We start from the raw sequence: 21019 nt of genomic DNA on the forward strand, positions 1-21019 counted from the left end.
CCGCAGCGCTCAGCGCTTCGCCTTCTGCGCGGGTATCGACACCATCGATGGCTTGCTTGGGTCGGGCACATAACTCAGCTTCATGTCGTCGCCGCTACCCTGGTTGAATTCCATGATCACGTTGCCGTCCCCGGAGACGAACTTGTTCCTCGACACGGCTTTGAGCCGCATCGGCTTTTCGGCGTCGATGGTCGCATCGATATATTCAGGCTTGCCGCGCACCTCCAGTCGCCAGCCATTCGCCATGTCATAGGATCCCGCGATTTGCTTGACTTCGTCAGGCATGAGCCGGACTCGCTTGGCCGGGGCTGTCACCGTCACGCTCGAGACGGGGGCCGTATCGGGCAGTGGGTAAGGTTGCGTCTGTGCACCGGCGCCAATAGCAAGCATGAGCAGGGACGCGGGAATCAGGAGAGATAGTGGTCGCATGATCGTTCCTCCACAAAGCAGAAACCTTTGGACAGGCGTCACGCCGAAGCAGCCTCTTGGCGGGCGTCGGATGCCGCAAGGCCGGCATTACCCTTGCGGTACTTCAGTGTAGGTCAGCGTCCATCCAGAACAAGGGATGTGGGCGCGGCATCACGAAACTGTCTCGAAATGGGGGAAATCATATACTCGCGAAATGAGGCCGCCGCGCGCATCATCAAGATCACTCCGTGACGATCAACGCTTGACCCCATCACCGCCGACCTGTACAAGGTGGCCGAGTCCGGCGACGAAGGCGGCCCCGCGCGCCTGGTCGCGGTCCGGCGCCGTGTACGCGGCCAGCCGCGGCGTACGGAAAAGATCGAGACCTGGCCTGCGGAAATTGGGTCAAGTCCGCGGGACCGGGCCCCTGCATCCCGGCTCGTAGCGGCCGGGCGCAATGATCCCATCCGGGTCCAGCGCCCGCTTGATCCTGCCGACCGTCTTCCAGTACACGTCCCCATGCGGATCGAGCGCCGCCATCGACCCGATGCCGACCCGGTACGGAATGTACCCCGCCCTCATCACCGCATCGAACAGCGCGGCATGGCATTGCTGCGCGCGCTCCGCCTCGGCCTGGTCTTCCTTGTCGTACGCCACCGTCAGCACGCCGCCCAGCGCGCGTTCGTTGACCATGCTGAAAGTGGCAAACAGATCGAACCTGTGGTGCGCGAAGATCGGCGCGGCCAGCGCATGCAGCGCCAGCACGTCCGCGCCGCGCATTGGCAGCACCGGTGAAACCCACAGCAAGCCGCAGTTGTCCGCGGCGGGATCCGCCGCGGCCGGGAAGTCCATCGGCAGTCCCTCACGCCGGCGCCAGTAGGCCCCGGCCAGGAAGCGACCGTTTGGCACGCCGCGATTCATCGCGAACAAGGCATTGCCCAATGCGACCCGCGCGCGCAAACGCCCGCCACCGCCGAACGCGCCAAGCAGTCTGGCGATCCATGCGCCGTGCTTCAGCGTGCGCTCGGTCAAAAACGTCGAGGCCGCCGGCGTGCCGCGCAGCGCCTTCTTCAGGGCCGCGCGCGCCGCAGCTACCTGCAGATCGCTGCCATACAAGGCGCCGGACACCGTCCACGCGCCGGCGCCGGCGCGTGCGCGCATCGCGCTGCGCACGTCGGCCGGCAACATCGACAGGCCGGCGGCCTGCTCGCGCGGGAAGGTGCAGCCGCCCGACAGCACCCGCAGGTCGTTCCCGATATGGACGATGCTGCGCAGCGTCCCGTCCAGCCGCAGCGGCCGCAGCGCGTCGACCACTTCGGCGATGTCCTCGTGCGCCGGCACCGTGCAGATGAAATGGTTGATGCACTCGGCCTTCGGCATCAGCCAGATTCCGACCCGGGTGACCACGCCGAAGTTGGACTGAGTGAACAGTCCGTCGAGGAACGGGCCCACGCCGTACGGAAACAGGTGGGTCGCGCGCGCATTCGGATAGTGCCCGAATCCGGTGTCGAGCACCTCGCCGCTGGCCAGCACCACCTGCATGCCGGCGATGTGGGCGAGCCGGTTGCCGTAGGGCGAATGGCCGAAGCCGCGCTCGAGGATATTCCCGAGAAAGCTGGTGTCCGGGCCGGCGCCGGTGCAGTCGATCCACAGGCCGATGCCGCGCTCGCGCAGGAAATCCGCCAGCTGCCGCTGCGTCACGCCAGGCTCGATCACCGCGTAGGCGAGCTGCGGGTCGACCTGCACGATGCGGTTCATGCGCGCCAGTTCCAGCACCACCTGGCCGTCGGTCACCGCGCAGGCGTCGCCATAGCCCCAGTTCTTGCCGGTGCTGACCGGGTACAGCGGCGTGCGGTAGCGCCGCGCCAGGTCGACCAGCGCCACCACCTCCGCGCGCGAGCCTGGCCGCACCACCGCCAGCGGCACCGCGCCGCGTCCCGCGGTGCTGCGCGCGTAGCGGGCCAGCGTCGCGCCATCGTCAGCCACATGCGCCTCGCCGACCACCGCGCGCATCGCCCGCAGCAGCTGCGATGCCGCACTCTCCTTCCTCGGGTCCTGTTCAGCCATGCCACCCTCCCTAATTGAGGCCGGCGACCAGGCGGGCGGTGATGCCCTGCTCGTCGCACGGCGGGAAAAAATACGGGTAGAAGGAACGCTCGTCGCCGTGCTGCTCCATGCTGCCGCCCCAGCGCAGGATTTGCGCGCCCATCTCTTCGAGCGGCAGCCGCAGGAGCACGGCCGGCGCGCCGACACGGCTGCATTCGCGCGCCGCGCCGACCTCCCGGAAGCCGAGCATGCGCTGGTAGAACATCACGTGGCGTGGATTGACCTCGATGACGTAATCGGTGTAGCCATGGATGCCGCGCGCATAAATATAGGAGATGTGGATCAGCGAGGCGAACACGCGCTTGGTCACGCCCTTGTCGATGGCGAGGCGCGAAGGCTCGCACAGGCGCCGGCCTTGCGCGCGCAGCAGGTCGAGCCGGTCGCGGAAATTCTCGTCGGCCGGCAGCAGGATGGCGCTGTCGAGGCACAGGCTCATCGTCCCCACCACCACGCCGCCGGTCTCGGCGTACAAGGTGATCTTGTTGGTGTCGTGGAAGTGCGCCGCCTCGCATGCGTAGCCGCGCCAGCCGTACATTTTGCGAATCAGCAGGCTGGCCGCCGCGCGCCGGTGGGCCGAATCGGCCATCCGGATATGGAAGTGCTGCGCATCGCGCGCAGGCCCGCGCCGCACGTCGACGCCGCCGTCGCCGGCGCACAGCGCGTGCAAGCTGGCGGGAGCGGCGAAACTCGCGATCGCCATGTCGTCATGAATCATCTGGTCGTCCTCCTGTTGGTCCGCCGCGCACCCCGCGGCAATCGTTGTTGTCAGGTTCAGACAGAGTCATGCGTAGCCGAGTTCCGGACAGAAGCGGGGTCGTTTGCCTTGGAACAAATGCACATGTTCACTCTTGATGCGAATCAATGGCGTCCGATGTAAGCGTTTTCAGCGATTTTCCCGGGCCTATAATCGGCCGGTAGCGAAGCCAGCAGTGCGACGGCGGCGTAACATGACAGAGCGGAGCGGATCATGGCAGCGACAATCGAAGCACCCCGGCTGGTCGTGCACCTGGTGCACCAGCTCGATGTCGGCGGCCTGGAAACGGGCCTGATCAACCTGATCCGCCACATGCCGCCCGAGCGCTACCGCCACGCCATCGTCTGCCTCAAGGACTACAGCCAGTACCACGCCCACATCAGGGAGCGCGGGGTCGAGATCATCAGCCTGAACAAGCGCAGCGGCCGCGACCTGGCGCACTACATGCGCATGTATAAAACCTTGCGCGCGCTGCAGCCGGACCTGATCCACACCCGCAACCTGTCCGGCTTCCAGGGCCAGCTGGTGGCGGCGCTGGCCGGCGTCAAGCAGCGCGTGCACGGCGAGCACGGACGCGACATGGCCGACCTGTATGGCAGGCGCCTCAGGTACCAGCTGCTGCGGCGCATGCTGCGGCCCTTGATCGGCCACTTCATCGCCGTCAGCGCCGACCTCGAACACTGGCTGATCGACAGCGTTGGCGCCGAGCCGGAACGGGTGTCGCAGATCTCGAATGGCGTCGACAGCGTGCAGTTCCATCCGCGCCTCGGCCCGCCCGCGGCGGTCGGGCCGGCCGGCTTCATGCAGGACAACGTGTTCGTCATCGGCAGCGTCGGGCGCATGACGGAAGTGAAGAACTACCCGACCCTGGTCGACGCCTTCCTGCGCCTGATCGCGTCGCCGCACCCGGCGCACCAGCGCCTGCGCTTGATGATCGTCGGCGACGGCCCGGCGCGCGCCGAATGCCTCGACATGCTGACCCGCGCCGGCGCCTCGCACCGCGCCTGGCTGCCGGGCGCGCGCGCCGACATCCCGCAGCTGCTGCGCACCATGGACGTATTCGTGCTGCCCTCGCTGGCCGAAGGCAGTTCGAACACGATCCTCGAAGCGATGGCAAGCGGCTTGCCGGTGGTGGCGACCGCCGTCGGCGGCAACGCGGAACTGGTGCATCCGGGCTTCACCGGCATCCTGGTGCCGCCGCGCTCTCCCGACCTGATGGCCGCCGCGATCGCCGACTATTGCCGGATTCCCGAGATGGGCGCGCGCCACGGCATGCGCGCGCGCAGCCAGGTGATCGCGCGCCACAGCCTGCCGGCGATGGCGCGCGGCTATCTCGCCGTGTACGACTCCTTGCTCGGGCAAGGCCCCTGAAGCGCGCCGGCGCTGTTCAGCGCCTGGATCGTCGCGCGCACTTGCGCCTGCAGCCTGCCATCGTGCTGGAACAGCATCGGGTACAACCATATGCCAATTCCCATCGGGGTCTCCCAGCGCCGCGCTATTGGCGGCAGGTTTCCGGTTCGCGCAGCGACCTCCTGGCGTCCGGCATGCGCACCACCGCGCCGGGACGCTGGGCCAGCCACTGTTCCAGCATCGTCAGCAGCCAGACCATGCGCGCGTGGGGCTCGGGTTCGCCGGCGCCGCTGGTAGCCAACAGCGTGTCGATAAAGTCCGCGCGCACGATGTGGCGCCGTTTCAGGTCCGACAGGCTGTCGAATGCGAGCTGGCGGATGCGCGGCTCGGCCTGCAGCCATCGTGCAAGCGGGGGCGCGGCGGACGGCACGCGCGCCGCCGCGCGCCGGCGTGGCAGGATGTCGCGCAGGGCGTCGCGCAGCAACGGCGCGGTCCGGTTCCCCTCGAGCTTATGCCGCGGCGCCAGGCGCGCCGCGAAAGCGATCACGGCGTCGCCCAGGAAGGGAAACGCCGCCTCGACGCCCGCCAGCCGGCAGGCACGGATCGCGGCCGGCACCTGGCAGCCGGCCAGCGCATACTGCAGGTCGAGCGCTATCAGCTGGTTCAGCTGGCAGCAGCCGTCGGATTGCCACCAGCTTTCGCCCAGCGTGGCGGACGGTCCGGTCGGATCGACCGCGCCCAGGAAGCACGGCTCCAGCACTTGCGTGCTGCCGTAGCCATGCAAAAGATTGGACGCCTCCAGCCGCTGCGGCAGGCTCGCCAGCGCGTCTTCGATGTGGCTGCGGGCATGCCGCAGGGGAGCGGCGCGCACCCTGCCCGCGAGCCGGAACAGGAAGGGCTCGACCAGGGTGTGGCGCAACCCCGACGGGATCTTCTCGTACTGGCTCAGGCGCGCTTGCTGCGCATAATGCGTGCGCATGCCGAACAGGCTGGCGCCGCCATGCCCGCCAAGCAGCCGCCGCACGCCATCGGCATCCGCCATCCCGGCGCCGAGGAACATCGAGAGCAGCGCCGGATCGCCATGCGGCTGGTCGCAGCCGCCGGCGAGCCGGACCGCCGCATCGGCGGCGTCGCCGCCGCTCGCCACCATCTCGCGGTGGCGGGCGCCGAAATGGCGCGCCAGGGTCCGTGCCGGCGCGAGCGCCGCATCGCCATCGTACGCCACTGAATAGGTGCGAACTTGGCCCGCGCCCGACAGCAGCGCCGCGATCGCCGCGCTCGCGCGCCCGCCCGACAGCAGGACCGCGCCGCCGTCGGCGCCGTGCGCATCGACGCTGGCCGAGCGCACCGTATCGAGCAGCTCCTGCTGCAAGGCCGGTCCGCCGGCGCCGGCCGATTCGTCGAAGCCCAGCTTCCAGTAGCGGGTGCGGGTCATCCTCGCGCCGCACATGTGCAGCGATTCGCCCGGCATCAGCCGGCGCTGGCCCTTGTAAATCGAGGCCGGCGCCGGCACGCCGTGAAAGTACAGATAGTTATAGAGTGCCTGCGGATCGATCTCGCCGCCGGCGCCCGGATGGCGCGCCAGCGCATCGGCCGAAGTGGCAAACGCCAGCGTGCGTCCCAGCTGCTGGTAGTACAGCGGCCGCGCGCCGGTGCGGTCGACCGCCAGCAGCGCCTCGCCGCGCCGTTCGTCGACGATGGCGCAGGCGAAGCTGCCCGACAGCGCCGCGCACGCCTTGGCGCCGTGGCTGCGCCATAGCCGCGCGAGCGTGTCGGCGCGCTCGCCCCACATCGCCACCAGCAAACCGTCCTCGCGCAGCAGGCTGGCGCCGCCGGCGCCGCTCGCCACCGCCAGCGCGCCCGCACCATGCTCCGCCGTCACCAGTTCCTGCGCGCCGCCGCGGCACAGCAGCGCGCCCATCTCGCCAATCGGCAGCGCGCCGGGTTCAGGCGAAAACCATCCGCACAGCCCGCTCATGATGTTCTCCAATTCATTGCGTCAAGGAATCAATGATTCAGACAAACGGCCGTTCGCTCATTGACGCCACTCAGCTAACGGCTGAGTCCGCAGCTTGTGCGTCATCAACATCACGCAAATCCGGGGGTGTCTAATGGACTTGTCTGCTGGACAAAAACACCATGAACGTTTCCTTCCAATCACATCGCATGCGCTTGCACTGTCGGCAGCGTGGCCGAAATCGTGCAGGAGATGCTGAACCATGAATGCGCCGCTGATTGCCGTCCCCCATGTCGAACCGTTCTTCTTCGACGTCGACCCGGGCACCCGTTTCTGCCTGTACCACGCGCCCAATCCCCAGCTGGAGCCGCGCGGCACCATCCTGTACGTACATCCATTCGCCGAGGAGCTGAACAAGACGCGCCGCATGGCGTCGCTGCAGTCGCGCGCCTTCGCGGCGATGGGCTACGCGGTGCTGCAGGTCGACCTGTTCGGCTGTGGCGACAGCTGCGGCGACTTCCATTCCGGCCGCTGGGACCAGTGGAAGCGCGATCTCGCCGCAGCCGCCGACTGGCTGGACGCGCGCGCCAGCGGCCCGCTGCACCTGTGGGGCGTGCGCCTGGGCGGCCTGCTGGCGATTGACTTTGCCACCACCCGCAAGGTGGAAGCCATCCTCCTGTGGCAGCCCTTCCTCAATGGCCGCACCTGTATCAACCAGTTCCTGCGGCTGCGCCTTGCCGCCGGCATGGACGGCACCGGCCTGGGCGCGCCGCGCAGCACCGCCGCCTTGCGCGCCGCGCTCGCCGCGCACGGCCGCCTTGAAGTGGCGGGCTACGACCTGGAATGCGCGATGGTCGGCCCGATCGACGCCTGCGAGGCCATCCACCTGAAGCCCTTGCCGTGCACCGTGCACTGGTTCGCCAGCGGCACGCCGGGCGCGCGCCGCCTCGCCACCGGCGCCGCGCGCCTGGCCGAACGCTGGGCCCCGCTGGGCGTCGACCTGCATTTCCACCCGGTCGACGGCGTGCCGTTCTGGGCCACCAGCGACATTGCCGAATGCCCGGCGCTGCTGGCCGCGACGGCCAACGTGTTCGCCCGGGCCGCGCCATGAAATTCTCGCAGCGCGCCCTGCGCTTCGCCTGCAACGGCAACGGCCTGGTGGGCATCATCGACATCCCCGAGCGTCCCTTGCCGCGCGGCGTGCTGGTGGTGACCGGCGGCCCGCAATACCGGATCGGCAGCCATCGCCAGTCCACGATGCTTTCGCGCCAGCTGGCCGAACGCGGCATCCCGGCGATGCGCTTCGACCGGCGCGGCATGGGCGACAGCGAGGGCGAGCAGCGCGGCTTCGACCGCATCGACGACGACATCGGCGCCGCCATGCGCGAATTCTTCCTGCAAGTGCCCGACATGAACGAAGTCGTGATCTGGGGCCTGTGCGACGCCGCCAGCGCCGCTTCGTTCTACGCCGGCACCGACGCCAGGGTGCGCGGGCTCGTCCTGCTCAATCCCTGGGTGCGCACGCCGCAAGGCGCGGCGCGCGCGATGCTGCGCCACTACTACCTGGCGCGGCTTGGCGAAGTGGCGTTCTGGAAGAAGGTCGCCAGCGGCAAGCTCGATTTTGCCGCCAGCGCCGCCACGCTGGGCCAGAACATGAGAATGGCGGCCAGCGACCGCGGCCAGCCGCTGCCGCAGCGGGTGGTGGCCAGCCTGGCCGCCTTCGATGGCCAGGTGCTGGTGGTGCTCAGCGAGGACGACCTCGTCGCGCGCGAATTCGCCCGCCTGATGGCGCGCCATAACGTGCGCGCAAAGCGCATCGACGTCGGCGGCGCGAACCACACTTTCGCGTCCGGAAAATGGCGCACCCAAGTGGCCGAGGCGAGCGCGAACTGGATCATGTCCTGGTAGTCGCGGCGCGAACAGGACAAATCGTCTATAGTGATGCATCTGCATCTCTCATCGCGAACCCCATGAAATTTGACGTCGCAATCGTCGGCAGCGGCCTGGCCGGCCTGTCCGTCGCCCTCCACCTGGCGCAGACGCGCAAGGTCGCCATCGTATCGAAGCGCGAACTCCTCGACGGCGCCAGCAACTGGGCCCAGGGCGGCATCGCCGCGGTGCTCGATTCGGGCGACAGCTACGAAGAGCACATCAACGACACGCTGATCGCCGGCGCCGGCATGTGCGACGAAGCGGCCACCCGTTACATCGTCGAACACGGGCGCGAAGCGATCGAATGGCTGATCGAGCAAGGCGTGCCGTTCACGCGCGACCCGACCGCCGAACTGGGATTTCACCTGACGCGCGAAGGCGGCCATAGCCAGCGCCGCATCATCCACGCGGCCGATGCGACCGGCCACGCGGTGCAGCTCACGCTCGAACAGAAGGTGCGCGCGCATCCGAACATCTCGCTGTTCGAGCACCACTGCGCAATCGACGTGATCAGCACCGACAAACTTGGCGCCAAGGCGCCTGGCTCCACGCCGCGCTGCCTCGGCCTGTACGTACAGGACGAAAAATCCGGCGCCGTGCTCACCTTCGAGGCGGAGCACACCGTGCTGTGCACCGGCGGCGCCGGCAAGACCTACCTGTACACCACCAACCCCGACACCGCGACCGGCGACGGCATCGCGATGGCGTGGCGCGCCGGTTGCCGCGTGTCGAACATGGAGTTCATCCAGTTCCATCCGACCTGCCTGTACCACCCGTTCGCCAAGTCCTTCCTGATCACCGAGGCGATCCGCGGCGAAGGCGGCCGCCTGCTGCTGCCGCCGGAAGCCGGCGCCGCCGCCGGCACGCGCTTCATGCCGATGCACGACGAGCGCGGCGAACTGGCGCCGCGCGACGTGGTGGCGCGCGCGATCGACTTCGAAATGAAGAAGCGCGGTATCGACTACGTCAACCTCGACATCAGCCACCAGCCGCCGGAGTTCCTCAAGGAGCACTTCCCGACCATCTACGCGCGCTGCCTTGAGCTGGGCATCGACATCACGAAGCAGCCTATTCCGGTGGTGCCTGCAGTGCATTTCACCTGCGGCGGCGTGGTCACCGACCTGGCCGGGCGCACCGACCTCGAAGGCCTGTATGCGGTCGGCGAGACCGCCTGCACCGGACTGCACGGGGCCAACCGCCTGGCCAGCAACTCGCTGCTCGAATGCCTGGTGATTGGCCGCGCCTGCGCGCAGTTCGTCGCCGCGCAGCCGAAGCTGGACCAGCCGGCGCTGCCGCAGTGGGACGAAAGCCGCGTCACCGACGCCGACGAGGAAGTGGTCATCTCGCACAACTGGGACGAGCTGCGCCGCTTCATGTGGAACTACGTCGGCATCGTGCGCACCACCAAGCGGCTGGAACGGGCGCAGCACCGCATCGCGCTGCTCAAGGAAGAAATCGACGAGTACTACCGCAACTTCCGCATCACGCACGACCTGCTGGAACTGCGCAACCTGGTCGACGTGGCGGCGCTGATCGTCAACAGCGCGCTGTCGCGGCACGAAAGCCGAGGGCTGCACTTCAGCCGCGACTATCCGAACACGCTGCCGAAGGCGCTGCCAAGCGTCCTGACGCCGCCGCGTCGATAGCAAATGGGGTCAGGTCCGCCGGACCTGACCCCGATCTTGACGCCGCCGCATGAATCGCAAACTCACGCCTTCGACCGCCCTGCTCCTGACGGTGCCGCCCCTCCTTTGGGCCGGCAACGCCATCGTCGGCCGCCTGGTGCGCGACGCCGTGCCGCCGATGACCTTGAACCTGCTGCGCTGGTGCCTGGCGCTGCTGATCCTGCTCCCGCTCGGGCGCGCATTGCTGCGCCCCGGCAGTGGTCTTTGGCAGGACTGGCGCCGTTACAGCATGCTCGGCCTGTTCGGCGTGGGCCTCTACAACTCGCTCCAGTATCTCGCGCTACAAAGCTCGACGCCGATTAACGTCACGCTGGTGGCGGCCGGCATGCCGGTGTGGATGCTGCTGATTGGCGCGCTGTTCTTCAGGATGCCGGTCAAGCGCAAACAGGTGGCCGGCGCCGTGCTGTCGATCGCCGGCGTGGTGCTGGTGCTCTCGCGCGGCGAATGGCGCCAGCTGGTCGCGCTGCGGCTGGTGCCGGGCGACTTGTACATGATCCTCGCGACCATCGTGTGGTCGTTTTACAGCTGGATGCTGATGCAGCCGAAAGACCGGCCGGCGATCCGCGCCGACTGGGCCGCCTTCCTGCTCGCGCAAGTGATCTACGGCGCGCTGTGGTCGGGCGTGCTGGCCGGCGTGGAATGGTCGACGGGGCCGCGTCACATCGCATGGAGCTGGACCGTGATCGCGGTGCTGGCGTACGTGGCGGCCGGTCCCGCCGTGACGGCGTTTCGCTGCTGGGGCGCCGGCGTGCAGCGTGCCGGCCCCACGGTCGCCGCGTTTTTCAGCAACCTGACGCCGCTGTTCGCCGCGCTGATGTCGTCGGCCTTTCTCGGCGAGCCGCCGCACCTGTATCACCTGGCGGCGTTCGCGCTGATCGTCGGCGGCATCGCCTGGTCGTCGAAGGCCTGATTATTTCGGCGGCATGTGCATCGTCCACATCACGCTGACGATCTTCCATTTGTTATCGACCGCCTTGATCATCTGCCAGGTTTCGACGCCGTAGTTCTGCGTCTTGCCGGCCCGGACGAACTCGTAGTCGAACATCACCCAAGCGAGGTTGTCGTCCTGAGTGATCTTCACGTTGTAGAACTTCTCCTCGATCGACTCCTTTGCCGTGCCCAGGAAGCGCGCGAACTCGGTGTACCCGCCTGCGTGCAAGCCATCGAACGTCACGTCGTACTTGTCGCGGACATCGACGATGTCGTTCGGGTGATAGGGCGTATCGAACAGGATGTTCGCATTCAGCACCAGCGTCGAGAGCAGCTTGCGGTCCTTGGTTTTGACAGCCGTCTGGAAGTCTTCGATGACCTTGTTAATCGCCTGGGTGTCCGCGGCGGTGGTGATGCGCTGTCCGATATAGGCCGGCACGTCGGCCGCGGACGCCGTGCCGCAAAGCAGGATCGAAGCAACCGCGCAAGCGGAGAGGAAACGACGCATGGCAAACCTTTCTGATAGATTGGGAATTACCATTTAGTGATGATTTACTCGATTGCAACATATGCATGAAGAAAATAATTCCGCACGGTTAGCAGGTTTTCTCGATCGGCATCGCAGGGTGCTGGTGCTGACCGGCGCCGGTATCAGCACGGCGTCCGGCATTCCGGACTACCGCGGGCGGGACGGCGTCAGGCGCGGCAAGGCGCCCGTGCAGGGGCCGGAGTTTCGCAAGCTCGAAGCGGTACGCAAGCGCTACTGGGCACGAAGCATGATCGGCTACCCTACCCTCGCGCGCGCGACGCCGAACGCGGCGCACCACGCATTGGCCGACCTGCAGGCGGCCGGCCGGATCGCATCGGTGATGACCCAGAACGTCGACGGCCTGCACCAGCGCGCCGGCAGCAGCGACGTGCTCGAACTGCACGGGAATATTCATCAGGTGATCTGCCTCGATTGCGATGCCGATTTTGCGCGCGCCCATGTGCAGGAAATACTGACAGCGTTGAATCCCGGCGTCACTGGCGCGGTGGCCGCCGCGGCGCCCGATGGCGACGCCCACCTCGAACCGGAGTCACTCACGGATTTTCAGGTGCCGGAGTGCCTGCACTGCGGCGGCACGCTCAAGCCGGATGTGGTGTTCTTCGGAGATGGCGTTCACAGCGCGGTGACGCTGGAAGCGGTCGCGCGCGTTGAAGCGGCCGACGCATTGCTGGTGGTCGGGTCTTCGCTGATGGTGTTTTCGGGATTCCGGTTTGCGCGCATGGCGGCGGCGGCCGGCAAGCCGATTGCGGCGATCAATCTCGGGATAACGCGCGCGGACGATCTGCTGACGCTGAAAATCGATGCATCGGCCGAAGATGTTTTGCCGATGCTGAGGGTCTGACCCGCGGGGTCAGACCCTGGAGTGCGAGATACTTGACTAGTCAACTATCCGCAGGGAATAGTCGGTGGCCTTGACGTCCTTGGTCAGGCTGCCGACCGAGATGCGGTCGACGCCCGTTTCGGCGATCGCGCGCACGCTGTCGAGGCTCACGCCGCCCGACGCTTCGAGCAGCGCGCGGCCGGCGTTCAGCGCGACCGCTTCGCGCATCTTGCCGAGCTCGAAATTGTCCAGCAGGACCGAGACAGCGCCCGCTTCCAGCGCTTCCGTCAGCTGCGCCAGCGTCTCGACTTCGATCTGCACCGGCTTGCCGGAGTTGAGCGCCGCCGCAGCAGCCAGCGCCTTGCCCACGCCGCCTGCCGCCGCAATGTGGTTTTCCTTGATCAGGATGCCGTCGAACAGCGCCATGCGCTGATTCTGTCCACCGCCGACCCGCACCGCGTACTTCTGCGCCTGGCGCAGGCCCGGGACGGTCTTGCGCGTGTCGAGCACCGCGGCCTTGGTGCCGGCGACGACGTCGACAAACCGGCGCGTCGCGCTGGCCACGCCCGACATCAGCTGAAGGAAGTTCAGCGCGGCGCGTTCGGCCGTCAGCAGCGCGCGCGGCGCCGCTTCGATCGTGCACACCACGCTGCCCGCCTTCATCATGTCGCCTTCGGCGTAGTTCCAGGTGATCTCGGTGTCCTGGTCGAGCGCGAGCATCACGCCGTCGAACCAGGGCGCGCCGCACAGCACCGCGTCTTCGCGCACGATCACGCGCGCACGCACGCGGGTGTCGTTCGGCACCAGCAGGCCGGTCAGGTCGCCGCTGCCGACGTCTTCCAGCAGCGCGGCCAGGATGTTCGCTTCGAACGCCGACTGCAGCGCGGCGTCGAATTCGTTGAACGGATTCTTCAGATTACTCATGCAGGTCCAACTCCCGAAAACAGTGCGCCTTCTTTCGCCAGCTCGCCGGTCGGCAGGGCCTTGGCCTTTTTCGCCGCGGCGAAATCGAGCATGCGGTCGATCGCGCGCACCGCCTGCTTGCCGATCTCTGGATCGACGAACACCTCGTTGTTCATGTTTTCCAGCACCTCGGCCAGGTTGCGCAGGCCGTTCATCGCCATCCACGGGCAATGCGCGCAGCTCTTGCAGGTGGCGCTGTTGCCGGCGGTCGGCGCTTCGATGAAGTGCTTGCCCGGCGCCGCCATCCGCATCTTGTGCAGGATGCCGTTGTCGGTGGCGACGATGAAGGTCTTCGCGTCCATTTCGACCGCGGCGTTGATCAGCTGCGTGGTCGAGCCGACCACGTCGGCCAGTGCAACCACGTTGGCAGGCGACTCTGGATGCACCAGCACTTTCGCATCCGGGTGTTCGGCCTTCAGCAGATCGAGTTCGATGCCCTTGAATTCGTCGTGCACCAGGCAGGAGCCCTGCCACAGCAGCATGTCGGCGCCGGTCTTCTTCTGGATGTACGAACCCAGGTGGCGGTCGGGCGCCCACAGGATCTTCTTGCCCTGCGCGTGCAGGTGCGCGACGATGTCGAGTCCGATCGAGGACGTCACCATCCAGTCGGCGCGCGCCTTGACGGCCGCGCTGGTATTCGCGTACACCACCACCGTGCGATCCGGATGGGCGTCGCAGAAGGCGGCGAATTCGTCGGCCGGGCAGCCCAGGTCGAGCGAACAGGTCGCGTCCAGGTCCGGCATCAGGATGCGCTTCTCGGGGCTGAGGATCTTGGCCGTCTCGCCCATGAAGCGCACGCCCGCAACCACCAGCGTCTTGGCCGGATGGTCGCGGCCGAAGCGCGCCATCTCGAGCGAATCGGAGACGCAGCCGCCGGTTTCCTCGGCCAGGTCCTGCAAGTCGGCGTCGACATAATAGTGCGCGACCAGCACCGCTTCGCGCTCCTTGAGCAGGCGCCGGATCTTGTCCTTGAGCGCGGTGCGCTCGTCGGCCGTTGGCGTTTCCGGCGCGCGCGCCCAGGCCTGCGCGGTGCAGGACAGGCCGGCTTGCGGGTGGTCGTATTCGATGCGCGTGATAGGCATGACAGTCATGGCAGCTCCCGATTAATCGATACCCTGGCTCTTCAGGTAGTCTTCGTAATTGCCCTGGAAGTCGACGATGCCGTCTTCCTTGATTTCCAGGACGCGCGTGGCCAGCGACGAGACGAACTCGCGGTCGTGCGACACGAAAATCAGGGTGCCGGCGTATTTTTCAAGCGCGATGTTGAGCGACTCGATCGATTCCATGTCCATGTGGTTGGTCGGCTCGTCGAGCAGCATGACATTGTGACGGCCCAGCATCAGCTTACCGTACATCATGCGGCCCTTCTCGCCGCCGGACAGCACCTTGACCGACTTCTTGACGTCGTCGCCGCCGAACAGCAGGCGGCCCAGGATCGAGCGCACGGCCTGGTCGTCGTCGCCTTCCTTGGTCCACTGGCCCATCCAGTCGGCAAGCACTTCGCCGCCGGCGAATTCTTCGGTCGGATCCTGCGGCATGTAGCCGACGTTGGCGTTCTCGGCCCACTTGACGCGGCCGGTATCGGTCTGCATGCCGCACATCTCGCCGCAGATCGACCGCAGCAAGGTGGTCTTGCCGGCGCCGTTGGCGCCGATGATGGCGACGCGCTCGCCCGCCTCGATCATGATGCTGAAATTCTTGAACAGCTGCTTGTCGTACTTCTTCGAGATGCCTTCGACTTCCACCGCCAGGCGATGCAGCTTCTTCTCGCCTTCGAAGCGCACGAACGGATAGGCGCGCGAGGACGGCTTGATGTCGTCGACCTTGATCTTCTCGATCTGCTTGGCGCGCGAGGTGGCCTGGCGCGCCTTCGACTTGTTGGCGGCGAAGCGGCGCACGAATTCCTGCAGTTCCGCGACCTTGTCCTTGGCCTTGGCGTTGTTGGCCAGCTGCTGGTTGCGCGCCTGGGTCGAGGCGAACATGTACTCGTCGTAATTGCCCGGGTAGACCTTCAGCGTGCCGTAGTCCATGTCGGCGACGTGCGTGCAGACCTGGTTCAGGAAGTGGCGATCGTGCGAGATGATGATCATCGTCGAATTACGATCGTTCAGCACATCTTCCAGCCAGCGGATGGTGTTGATGTCCAGGTTGTTGGTCGGCTCGTCGAGCAGCAGGATGTCCGGATTCGAGAACAGCGCCTGCGCCAGCAGCACGCGCAGCTTCCAGCCGGGAGCGACGGCGCTCATCGGGCCCTGGTGCTGGTCGATCGACACGCCGGCGCCGAGCAGCAGTTCGCCCGCGCGCGCCTCGGCCGAGTAGCCGTCGTACTCGGCCACTTTGCTTTCCAGTTCAGCCGCGTGCATGTAGTCGTCGTCGGTCGCGTCCGGGTTCGCGTAGATCGCGTCGCGCTCGGAGATGGCGTTCCACAGTTCGGTGTGGCCCATCATCACCACGTCGAGCACGCGCATGTCTTCGAACGCGAACTGGTCCTGGCGCAGTTTGCCCAGGCGCTCGTTCGGGTCGAGCATGACGGTGCCGGCCGACGGCTCGAGGTCGCCGCCGAGGATTTTCATGAAGGTCGATTTGCCGCAGCCGTTGGCGCCGATCAGGCCGTAGCGGTTGCCGTCGCCGAACTTGACTGAAATATTCTCGAACAGCGGCTTGGCGCCGAATTGCATGGTGATGTTGGCAGTGGAGAGCACTTGGTAAAGCCTTTACTAGCGATTGATTTAACCGCGTATTTTACCATCGTGCAGGAAGGAATGGCGCCGCAGCCCATTTTTGCGGCCGCGGGGCCAGCCGCATCACCGCGCGGCTTGCGCGACCAACCCAGCGGGATATATAATTCATATACGTTTCATATAAAAGGTTACCAAATGGGCATCGTAAACATCGACGACGAACTGCACGGCCAGATCCGCAAAGCGAGTGCCGTTGGCTGCCGTTCGATTAATGGACAAGCCGCTTTCTGGATCAAGATCGGCATGCTGGCCGAAATGAATCCAACGCTGACGTTCAATGAGATCGTTGCGTGGGAGCTGCGCAGCGCGGGCGTCGAGGCTCCGCCCATGCGAGGAGCGTTCTCATGACGAAGAAACCCGAAGAAATCGCGCTGATGGCGGAATCGGGCAAACTGCTCGCCAGCGTCTTCGCCTATCTCGATCAATTGAACCTGGTCGGCATGTCGACCATGCAGGTCAACGACCTGGTCGACGCCTTCATCGTCAATGAGCTCGATGCGCGGCCGGCCAGCAAGGGCCAGTACGGATTTGCCTATTCGCTCAACTCCTCGCCGAACCACGTCGTTTGCCACGGCGTGCCGTCCCCGACCGATATCCTGAAGAGCGGCGATATCGTGAATTTCGACATCACGCTGGAAAAGAACGGCTTCATCGCCGATTCCAGCAAGACCTACCTGGTCGGCGACGTGTCGCCGGCCGCCAAACGGCTCGTGCAAGTGACCTACGAGGCCATGTGGAAAGGCATCAAGGCCGTCCGTCCAGGCGCCAGGCTCGGCGATATCGGCCATGCCATCGAGCGTCACGCCAGACAAAGCGGCTACTCGGTGGTCAGGGAGTACTGCGGGCACGGCATCGGTCGTGAAATGCACGAGCCTCCCCAGGTGCTGCATTGGGGCAAGCCCAACACCGGCATGATATTGCGCGAAGGCATGGTGTTCACCATCGAACCGATGATCAACCAGGGCCATCACGAGGTCGAGACCGAGGACGACGGCTGGACGGTCGTGACGACGGACGGCAAATTGTCCGCGCAGTTCGAGCACACGGTGGCCGTGACGCGCACTGGCGTACAAGTGCTGACTCTGCGCGCCGGGGAGCGAGCGTCGGCTTGAGCCACGGGGCCATGGAGCGCAGGACGGTTCGTGCCGGTGCGCCTCCTCCTGTCTTAATTCAGCCGGCCGCCGGACTTTTTCGACGGGTAGGCATGGCCACCGGACTCAGGTTCAGTCAAGCTTGATAAGCGTAAGGAGACGGCTACTTGACGCGATAAACCGCGCAGAGCTTGTTGCCGTCCGGATCACGGACATACGCGAGGTGCATTGCGCCCATCGCGCCTTCGCGCAGCCCTGGCGGGTCCTCGATCGACTGACCGCCAAACTCCACGGCCGTATCGTGAAATTTCTTCACTTGTTCTGGAGAGTCGCATTTGAAGCCGATCGTGCCGCCGTTCGCGAAGCTGGCCTCTTCGCCATTAATCGGTTCGCTGACGCCGAAACTGCCGCCGCCGTGCCGGTAGAACAGCCGATCCTGCCCGGTGGGAGCCTTGCCCCGGAACGGTGCGCCCGCCCCGAGAACACCCAGTACAGCGTCGTAAAACCGTTTGGACTTTTCGATGTCGTTCGTTCCAACCATTATGTGACTAAACATGCTCTCTCCTGTTTTTCGCTCAGTGTACGAGAAACTTTGCGGCCATGACAAGCTGGTTTTATTGGCGCAGGCGGTCGCGCAAGGCGTAGTACCAGTAACTCAGTTGCGCCGCCAGCAGGCCGGCCGAACCGCCGGTCGGCGGCAGCTTCCACGGCGCGAAGCGGGCCAGGCCGGCGCCGTCTCCGCACAGCGCCGCCGCCAGCACTTCGCCGCCCAGCGTGGTCGGTCCGACGCCATGGCCGCCGAAGCCCATGCCGTACCACAGGCCGTCCGGCAGGCGGCCCAGCTGGGGCATCTTGTGGCGGCCGTAGCTCATCAAACCGCTCCACGCGTGATCGACCTTGACGCCGGCCAGTTGCGGATACACGCGCAGCATGTCGCGGTACAGCAGCCGCGCCACGTCGCCGGCGGCGCGGTCGCGCACCGAAATGCGGCCGCCCCACAGCAGGCGCGTGTCGGCCAGCGGCCGGTAGTAGTCGAAGGCGAAGCGGGTGTCGTACACCGCGGCGCCGGTGCGCAGCGCGCCGGCCAGGCGCTCGCCGAGCGGCTCGGTGGCCATCACGTAGGTCGCGATCGGCAGCATGGCGCCGGCCAGCTTCGGCTGCAGGCGTTCGAGATAGCCGCCGCAGCACAGCACCACGTCGCGCGCCCTCACCTCGCCGTCGGCTGTCGTCACGCGCCAGTACGCGCCTTCGCGCGCGATGCCGAGGGCGCGGCTGCCTTCGTGCAGGCGCACGCCGCCGGCTTCGAGCGCGCGCGCCTGGCCTTGCGCATATTTGAGGGGATGAAAATGGAAGGCGCCCGATTCGAACAGCGCGCCGGAGTAGCGTTCGGTCAGCAGGCGGTCGGCCAGGTCGGCGCGGCCGACGCGCTGCCACTCGACGCCGAAATGATCGGCCATGAAGCGCTGCTGCCGGTCGAGGATGCGCTGGTCGGCGAACCAGTTGGCCAGGTACACGCCGTGTTCGGCAGCGTCGCAATCGATGCCGTACTGGCGGATGCGGCGCCGGATCGTGGCCAGCGCGTCGAGCGTGAGCCGGTACAGCTTGCGCGCTTCGGCCGCCCCAACTGAGGCGAGCAGGTCGCGCTCGCCCAGCGAAAAGCCGCCGAACACGAAGCCGCCGTTGCGCCCGGAGGCGCCGAAGCCGATCCGGTCCGCCTCGAGCAGCGCCACGCCTTGCTGGCCGCGCTCCATCAGCGACATCGCTGTCGCCAGGCCGGCGAAGCCGCCGCCGATAATGCAGATCGCATAATCTGCGCGGCCCTGGATGGATGGATAGTCGGCCGCGGCCGATGTCGCCCGGTAGTAGTGCTGACCGGGCGACGCGTCAGGCATGTCCGATCGTCGGGTAGTCGCTCATGGTCAGCTGGAAGCGCGAATGGTCGGACACCAGGCTGGCGGTGGCGCCGAACGGAATGGTCACGCGCCGCGGGATATGGCCGAACTGAAGGCCGGTGAGCACCGGCAGCGGCAGCGTCTCGCGCAGGTAGGCCAGCATGGCGTCGAAGTCGTAGCCGTTGTCGGCCGCGCTCAGGCGGTAGCCCGACACGTCGCCGATGATCAGCGCCTTCTGCTTTGCCAGCACGCCGGCCTGCATCAGCTGCAGCAGCATGCGCTCGATCCGGTACGGGTGTTCGTTCACGTCCTCGATGTACAGGATGCCGTCTTCGACGATCGGGAAGTACTCGGTGCCGAGCAGCGAGACCATCATCGCCAGGTTGCCGCCCCAGATGGTGCCGGTCAGGTTGACCGAGGGATTATTTTCAGCCAGCTCGGTGATGGTGTGGGTCGGCCCGGCCAGGCACTGCCAGAAGTTCTCCAGCGTGAAGTCGACCGTTTTGTCGATGCAGAAGTCGCCGGCCAGCATCGGCCCGGCGTAGCTCTTCGCGCCGGTCTTGGCCATCAGTCCCATGTGCAGCGCGGTCATGTCGGAGAAGCCGACGAATATCTTGCCGCTCCTGGCGATCGCGTCGAAATCGATTTTCGGCAGGATGCGCGTGATGCCGTACTGGCCGCGCAGCGCCATGACGACCTGCACGTCGGGATTGGCCACCGCTTGCTGGATCTGATGCAGCCGGCCGGCGTCGGTGCCGCCGAAGCGCTGGTGGACCAGCGAAGGTTCGTAGTAATTGTGGACGATGCAGCCGTGCTGTTCGAGGCGCTCGATGCCGCGCGGGAGCGCGGAGTCGTCGGGGGCGTTGCCGCCCGGAGCGATGATGGCAATACCGAGTTTTTTGGTCATTATTGTTTTTCGAAGAGGCGTGGTAGGGAGTCTGATGTCATCTTACCCCGCGCATGCACGTCGATCAAGGCGAGCACCCTTTCGATCAGCTGCGCCGGCAGGTCGTGGCCCATCCCTTCGATGATTTCGAGGCGCGCGCAGGGCACGATGCGCGCGGTGTCGATGCCGCAGGCCGGCGGCAGCATGGGATCGGCGGCGCCGTGAATGACCAGGGTCGGGCGCACGATCCGGCGCAGCAGCGCGGTGCGCGGCGGGCCGGCCATGATCGCCGTCATCTGGCGCGCGACGCCGGAACGGCACACGCTGCGCGCGATCGCCGCCTCGACCTGCTCGCGCAGGTGCTTGTCCGAGGTGGGATAGGCGGGGCTGCCGATCACGCGCCAGACGTTCATCATGTAGTCGACCAGTTCGCGGTGGTCGGACAGGTCGCGCACGCGCCGCAGCATCGCCTTGCGCACCGCGCGCGTGCTGCCGGGCAGGCCGCGCCGGCCGCTGCTGGACATGATGGAAGTCAGCGTCAGCACGCGCTCGGGATGGCGCGCCGCGAGGATCTGGCCGATCATGCCGCCCATCGACAGGCCGACCACGTGCGCCTTCTCAATGCCCAGCGCATCGAGCACGCCGAGCGCATCGCAGGCCATGTCGTCCAGGGTGTAGGCGGTGTGCACGCGCAGGCGGAACATCGCGCGCAGCCAGGCGATGGTCAGGTTGGGCGTGCCGGCTTTGGCGAATTTGGTGGACAGGCCGCAGTCGCGGTTGTCGAAGCGGATGACGTAGTAGCCAAGTTCCACCAGGCCGTCGATGAAGTCGCGCGGCCAGGAGGTGAGCTGCAGGCCCATGCCGGCGACCAGCAGGACCGGCATGCCGCCCGGGTCGCCGGCGGTTTCGCAGGCGATGGTGATTCCGTTGGCGGTCAGGTTCGGCATGGTGGCT

The 21019-nt window shown here is 66.5% G+C and carries 20 protein-coding genes; 8 read left to right on the plus strand and 12 right to left on the minus strand.

What is annotated here, in order from left to right; genetic code table 11:
• Window positions 1-9: 9 nt before the first annotated feature.
• The 3 genes from AC1D02_RS11810 to AC1D02_RS11820 all read right to left on the minus strand — a co-directional run bounded on the left by AC1D02_RS11810 (window position 10) and on the right by AC1D02_RS11820 (window position 3229).
• Window positions 10-429 (minus strand): hypothetical protein, encoded by a 420-nt coding sequence (locus tag AC1D02_RS11810; protein ID WP_477316961.1) that lies wholly within the window; start codon window positions 427-429, stop codon window positions 10-12.
• Between the two features lie 384 nt (window positions 430-813).
• Window positions 814-2475, minus strand: a complete 1662-nt coding sequence (locus AC1D02_RS11815; protein WP_477316963.1) for an FAD-binding oxidoreductase — start codon at window positions 2473-2475, stop codon at window positions 814-816.
• A 10-nt stretch (window positions 2476-2485) separates the two neighbouring features.
• Complete coding sequence (locus AC1D02_RS11820) at window positions 2486-3229, minus strand: N-acyl amino acid synthase FeeM domain-containing protein (RefSeq protein ID WP_477316965.1); 744 nt, start codon at window positions 3227-3229, stop codon at window positions 2486-2488.
• 252 nt (window positions 3230-3481) lie between these two features.
• Between AC1D02_RS11820 and AC1D02_RS11825 the strand changes: the two genes are divergently transcribed.
• Window positions 3482-4639 carry a TIGR03088 family PEP-CTERM/XrtA system glycosyltransferase gene (locus AC1D02_RS11825; RefSeq protein WP_477316967.1) on the plus strand — a complete coding sequence of 386 codons (1158 nt, stop codon included), beginning with the start codon at window positions 3482-3484 and terminating at the stop codon, window positions 4637-4639.
• Window positions 4640-4763: 124 nt separating this feature from the next.
• Here the strand turns inward: AC1D02_RS11825 and AC1D02_RS11830 are convergent, their stop codons facing one another.
• Window positions 4764-6596: an asparagine synthase-related protein gene (locus tag AC1D02_RS11830; protein ID WP_477316969.1), complete on the minus strand. Its 1833-nt coding sequence runs from the start codon at window positions 6594-6596 to the stop codon at window positions 4764-4766.
• Between the two features lie 241 nt (window positions 6597-6837).
• Between AC1D02_RS11830 and AC1D02_RS11835 the strand changes: the two genes are divergently transcribed.
• The 4 genes from AC1D02_RS11835 (at window position 6838) to AC1D02_RS11850 (ending at window position 11102) form a co-directional block, all read left to right on the plus strand.
• Window positions 6838-7686 carry a hydrolase 2, exosortase A system-associated gene (locus AC1D02_RS11835; RefSeq protein WP_477316971.1) on the plus strand — a complete coding sequence of 283 codons (849 nt, stop codon included), beginning with the start codon at window positions 6838-6840 and terminating at the stop codon, window positions 7684-7686.
• Window positions 7683-8483, plus strand: a complete 801-nt coding sequence (locus AC1D02_RS11840) for a hydrolase 1, exosortase A system-associated (protein WP_477316973.1) — start codon at window positions 7683-7685, stop codon at window positions 8481-8483. Before AC1D02_RS11835 ends, AC1D02_RS11840 begins: the two co-directional genes overlap by 4 nt.
• A 62-nt stretch (window positions 8484-8545) precedes the next feature.
• Window positions 8546-10153: an L-aspartate oxidase gene (gene nadB / locus AC1D02_RS11845; RefSeq protein WP_477316975.1), complete on the plus strand. Its 1608-nt coding sequence runs from the start codon at window positions 8546-8548 to the stop codon at window positions 10151-10153.
• A gap of 49 nt (window positions 10154-10202) precedes the next feature.
• Window positions 10203-11102, plus strand: a complete 900-nt coding sequence (locus tag AC1D02_RS11850; RefSeq protein WP_477316977.1) for a DMT family transporter — start codon at window positions 10203-10205, stop codon at window positions 11100-11102.
• Here AC1D02_RS11850 and AC1D02_RS11855 read toward each other — a convergent pair whose 3' ends face one another.
• Window positions 11103-11630, minus strand: a complete 528-nt coding sequence (locus AC1D02_RS11855) for a Cif family virulence factor (RefSeq protein ID WP_477316979.1) — start codon at window positions 11628-11630, stop codon at window positions 11103-11105.
• A gap of 61 nt (window positions 11631-11691) precedes the next feature.
• Between AC1D02_RS11855 and AC1D02_RS11860 the strand changes: the two genes are divergently transcribed.
• Entirely contained in the window at window positions 11692-12513 is an 822-nt protein-coding gene (locus AC1D02_RS11860; RefSeq protein ID WP_477316981.1) for an NAD-dependent protein deacetylase, read from the plus strand.
• A gap of 36 nt (window positions 12514-12549) precedes the next feature.
• Here the strand turns inward: AC1D02_RS11860 and nadC are convergent, their stop codons facing one another.
• Genes nadC through AC1D02_RS11875 form a run of 3 tightly spaced genes read right to left on the minus strand, consistent with a single transcriptional unit; the run spans window position 12550 to window position 16157 of the window.
• On the minus strand, window positions 12550-13416 hold the full coding sequence (gene nadC, locus AC1D02_RS11865; RefSeq protein WP_477316983.1) for a carboxylating nicotinate-nucleotide diphosphorylase: 867 nt from the start codon (window positions 13414-13416) through the stop codon (window positions 12550-12552).
• Window positions 13413-14546: a quinolinate synthase NadA gene (nadA, locus tag AC1D02_RS11870; protein ID WP_477316985.1), complete on the minus strand. Its 1134-nt coding sequence runs from the start codon at window positions 14544-14546 to the stop codon at window positions 13413-13415. The genes nadC and nadA overlap by 4 nt, the downstream gene beginning before the upstream one ends.
• 12 nt (window positions 14547-14558) lie before the next feature.
• Entirely contained in the window at window positions 14559-16157 is a 1599-nt protein-coding gene (locus AC1D02_RS11875) for an ABC-F family ATPase (RefSeq protein ID WP_477316987.1), read from the minus strand.
• A gap of 174 nt (window positions 16158-16331) precedes the next feature.
• Between AC1D02_RS11875 and AC1D02_RS11880 the strand changes: the two genes are divergently transcribed.
• Window positions 16332-16544 (plus strand): ParD-like family protein, encoded by a 213-nt coding sequence (locus tag AC1D02_RS11880; RefSeq protein WP_477317163.1) that lies wholly within the window; start codon window positions 16332-16334, stop codon window positions 16542-16544.
• The gene (map, locus tag AC1D02_RS11885; protein WP_477316989.1) at window positions 16541-17308 is read left to right on the plus strand and encodes a type I methionyl aminopeptidase; all 768 of its coding nucleotides are present in this window, start codon (window positions 16541-16543) and stop codon (window positions 17306-17308) included. The genes AC1D02_RS11880 and map overlap by 4 nt, the downstream gene beginning before the upstream one ends.
• Before the next feature lie 142 nt (window positions 17309-17450).
• Here the strand turns inward: map and AC1D02_RS11890 are convergent, their stop codons facing one another.
• The 4 genes from AC1D02_RS11890 to AC1D02_RS11905 are packed head-to-tail and all read right to left on the minus strand — an operon-like array spanning window position 17451 to window position 21012.
• A complete protein-coding gene (locus AC1D02_RS11890; protein ID WP_477316991.1) occupies window positions 17451-17843 on the minus strand; it encodes a VOC family protein in 393 nt (130 codons plus the stop codon).
• A 58-nt stretch (window positions 17844-17901) separates the two neighbouring features.
• On the minus strand, window positions 17902-19179 hold the full coding sequence (locus AC1D02_RS11895) for an NAD(P)/FAD-dependent oxidoreductase (RefSeq protein ID WP_477316993.1): 1278 nt from the start codon (window positions 19177-19179) through the stop codon (window positions 17902-17904).
• On the minus strand, window positions 19172-20086 hold the full coding sequence (gene ldcA, locus AC1D02_RS11900) for a muramoyltetrapeptide carboxypeptidase (RefSeq protein ID WP_477316995.1): 915 nt from the start codon (window positions 20084-20086) through the stop codon (window positions 19172-19174). The genes AC1D02_RS11895 and ldcA overlap by 8 nt, the downstream gene beginning before the upstream one ends.
• Window positions 20086-21012 (minus strand): alpha/beta fold hydrolase, encoded by a 927-nt coding sequence (locus AC1D02_RS11905; RefSeq protein WP_477316997.1) that lies wholly within the window; start codon window positions 21010-21012, stop codon window positions 20086-20088. The genes ldcA and AC1D02_RS11905 overlap by 1 nt, the downstream gene beginning before the upstream one ends.
• Window positions 21013-21019: the final 7 nt, after the last annotated feature.

Source organism: Massilia sp. P1_C10 (assembly GCF_056406475.1).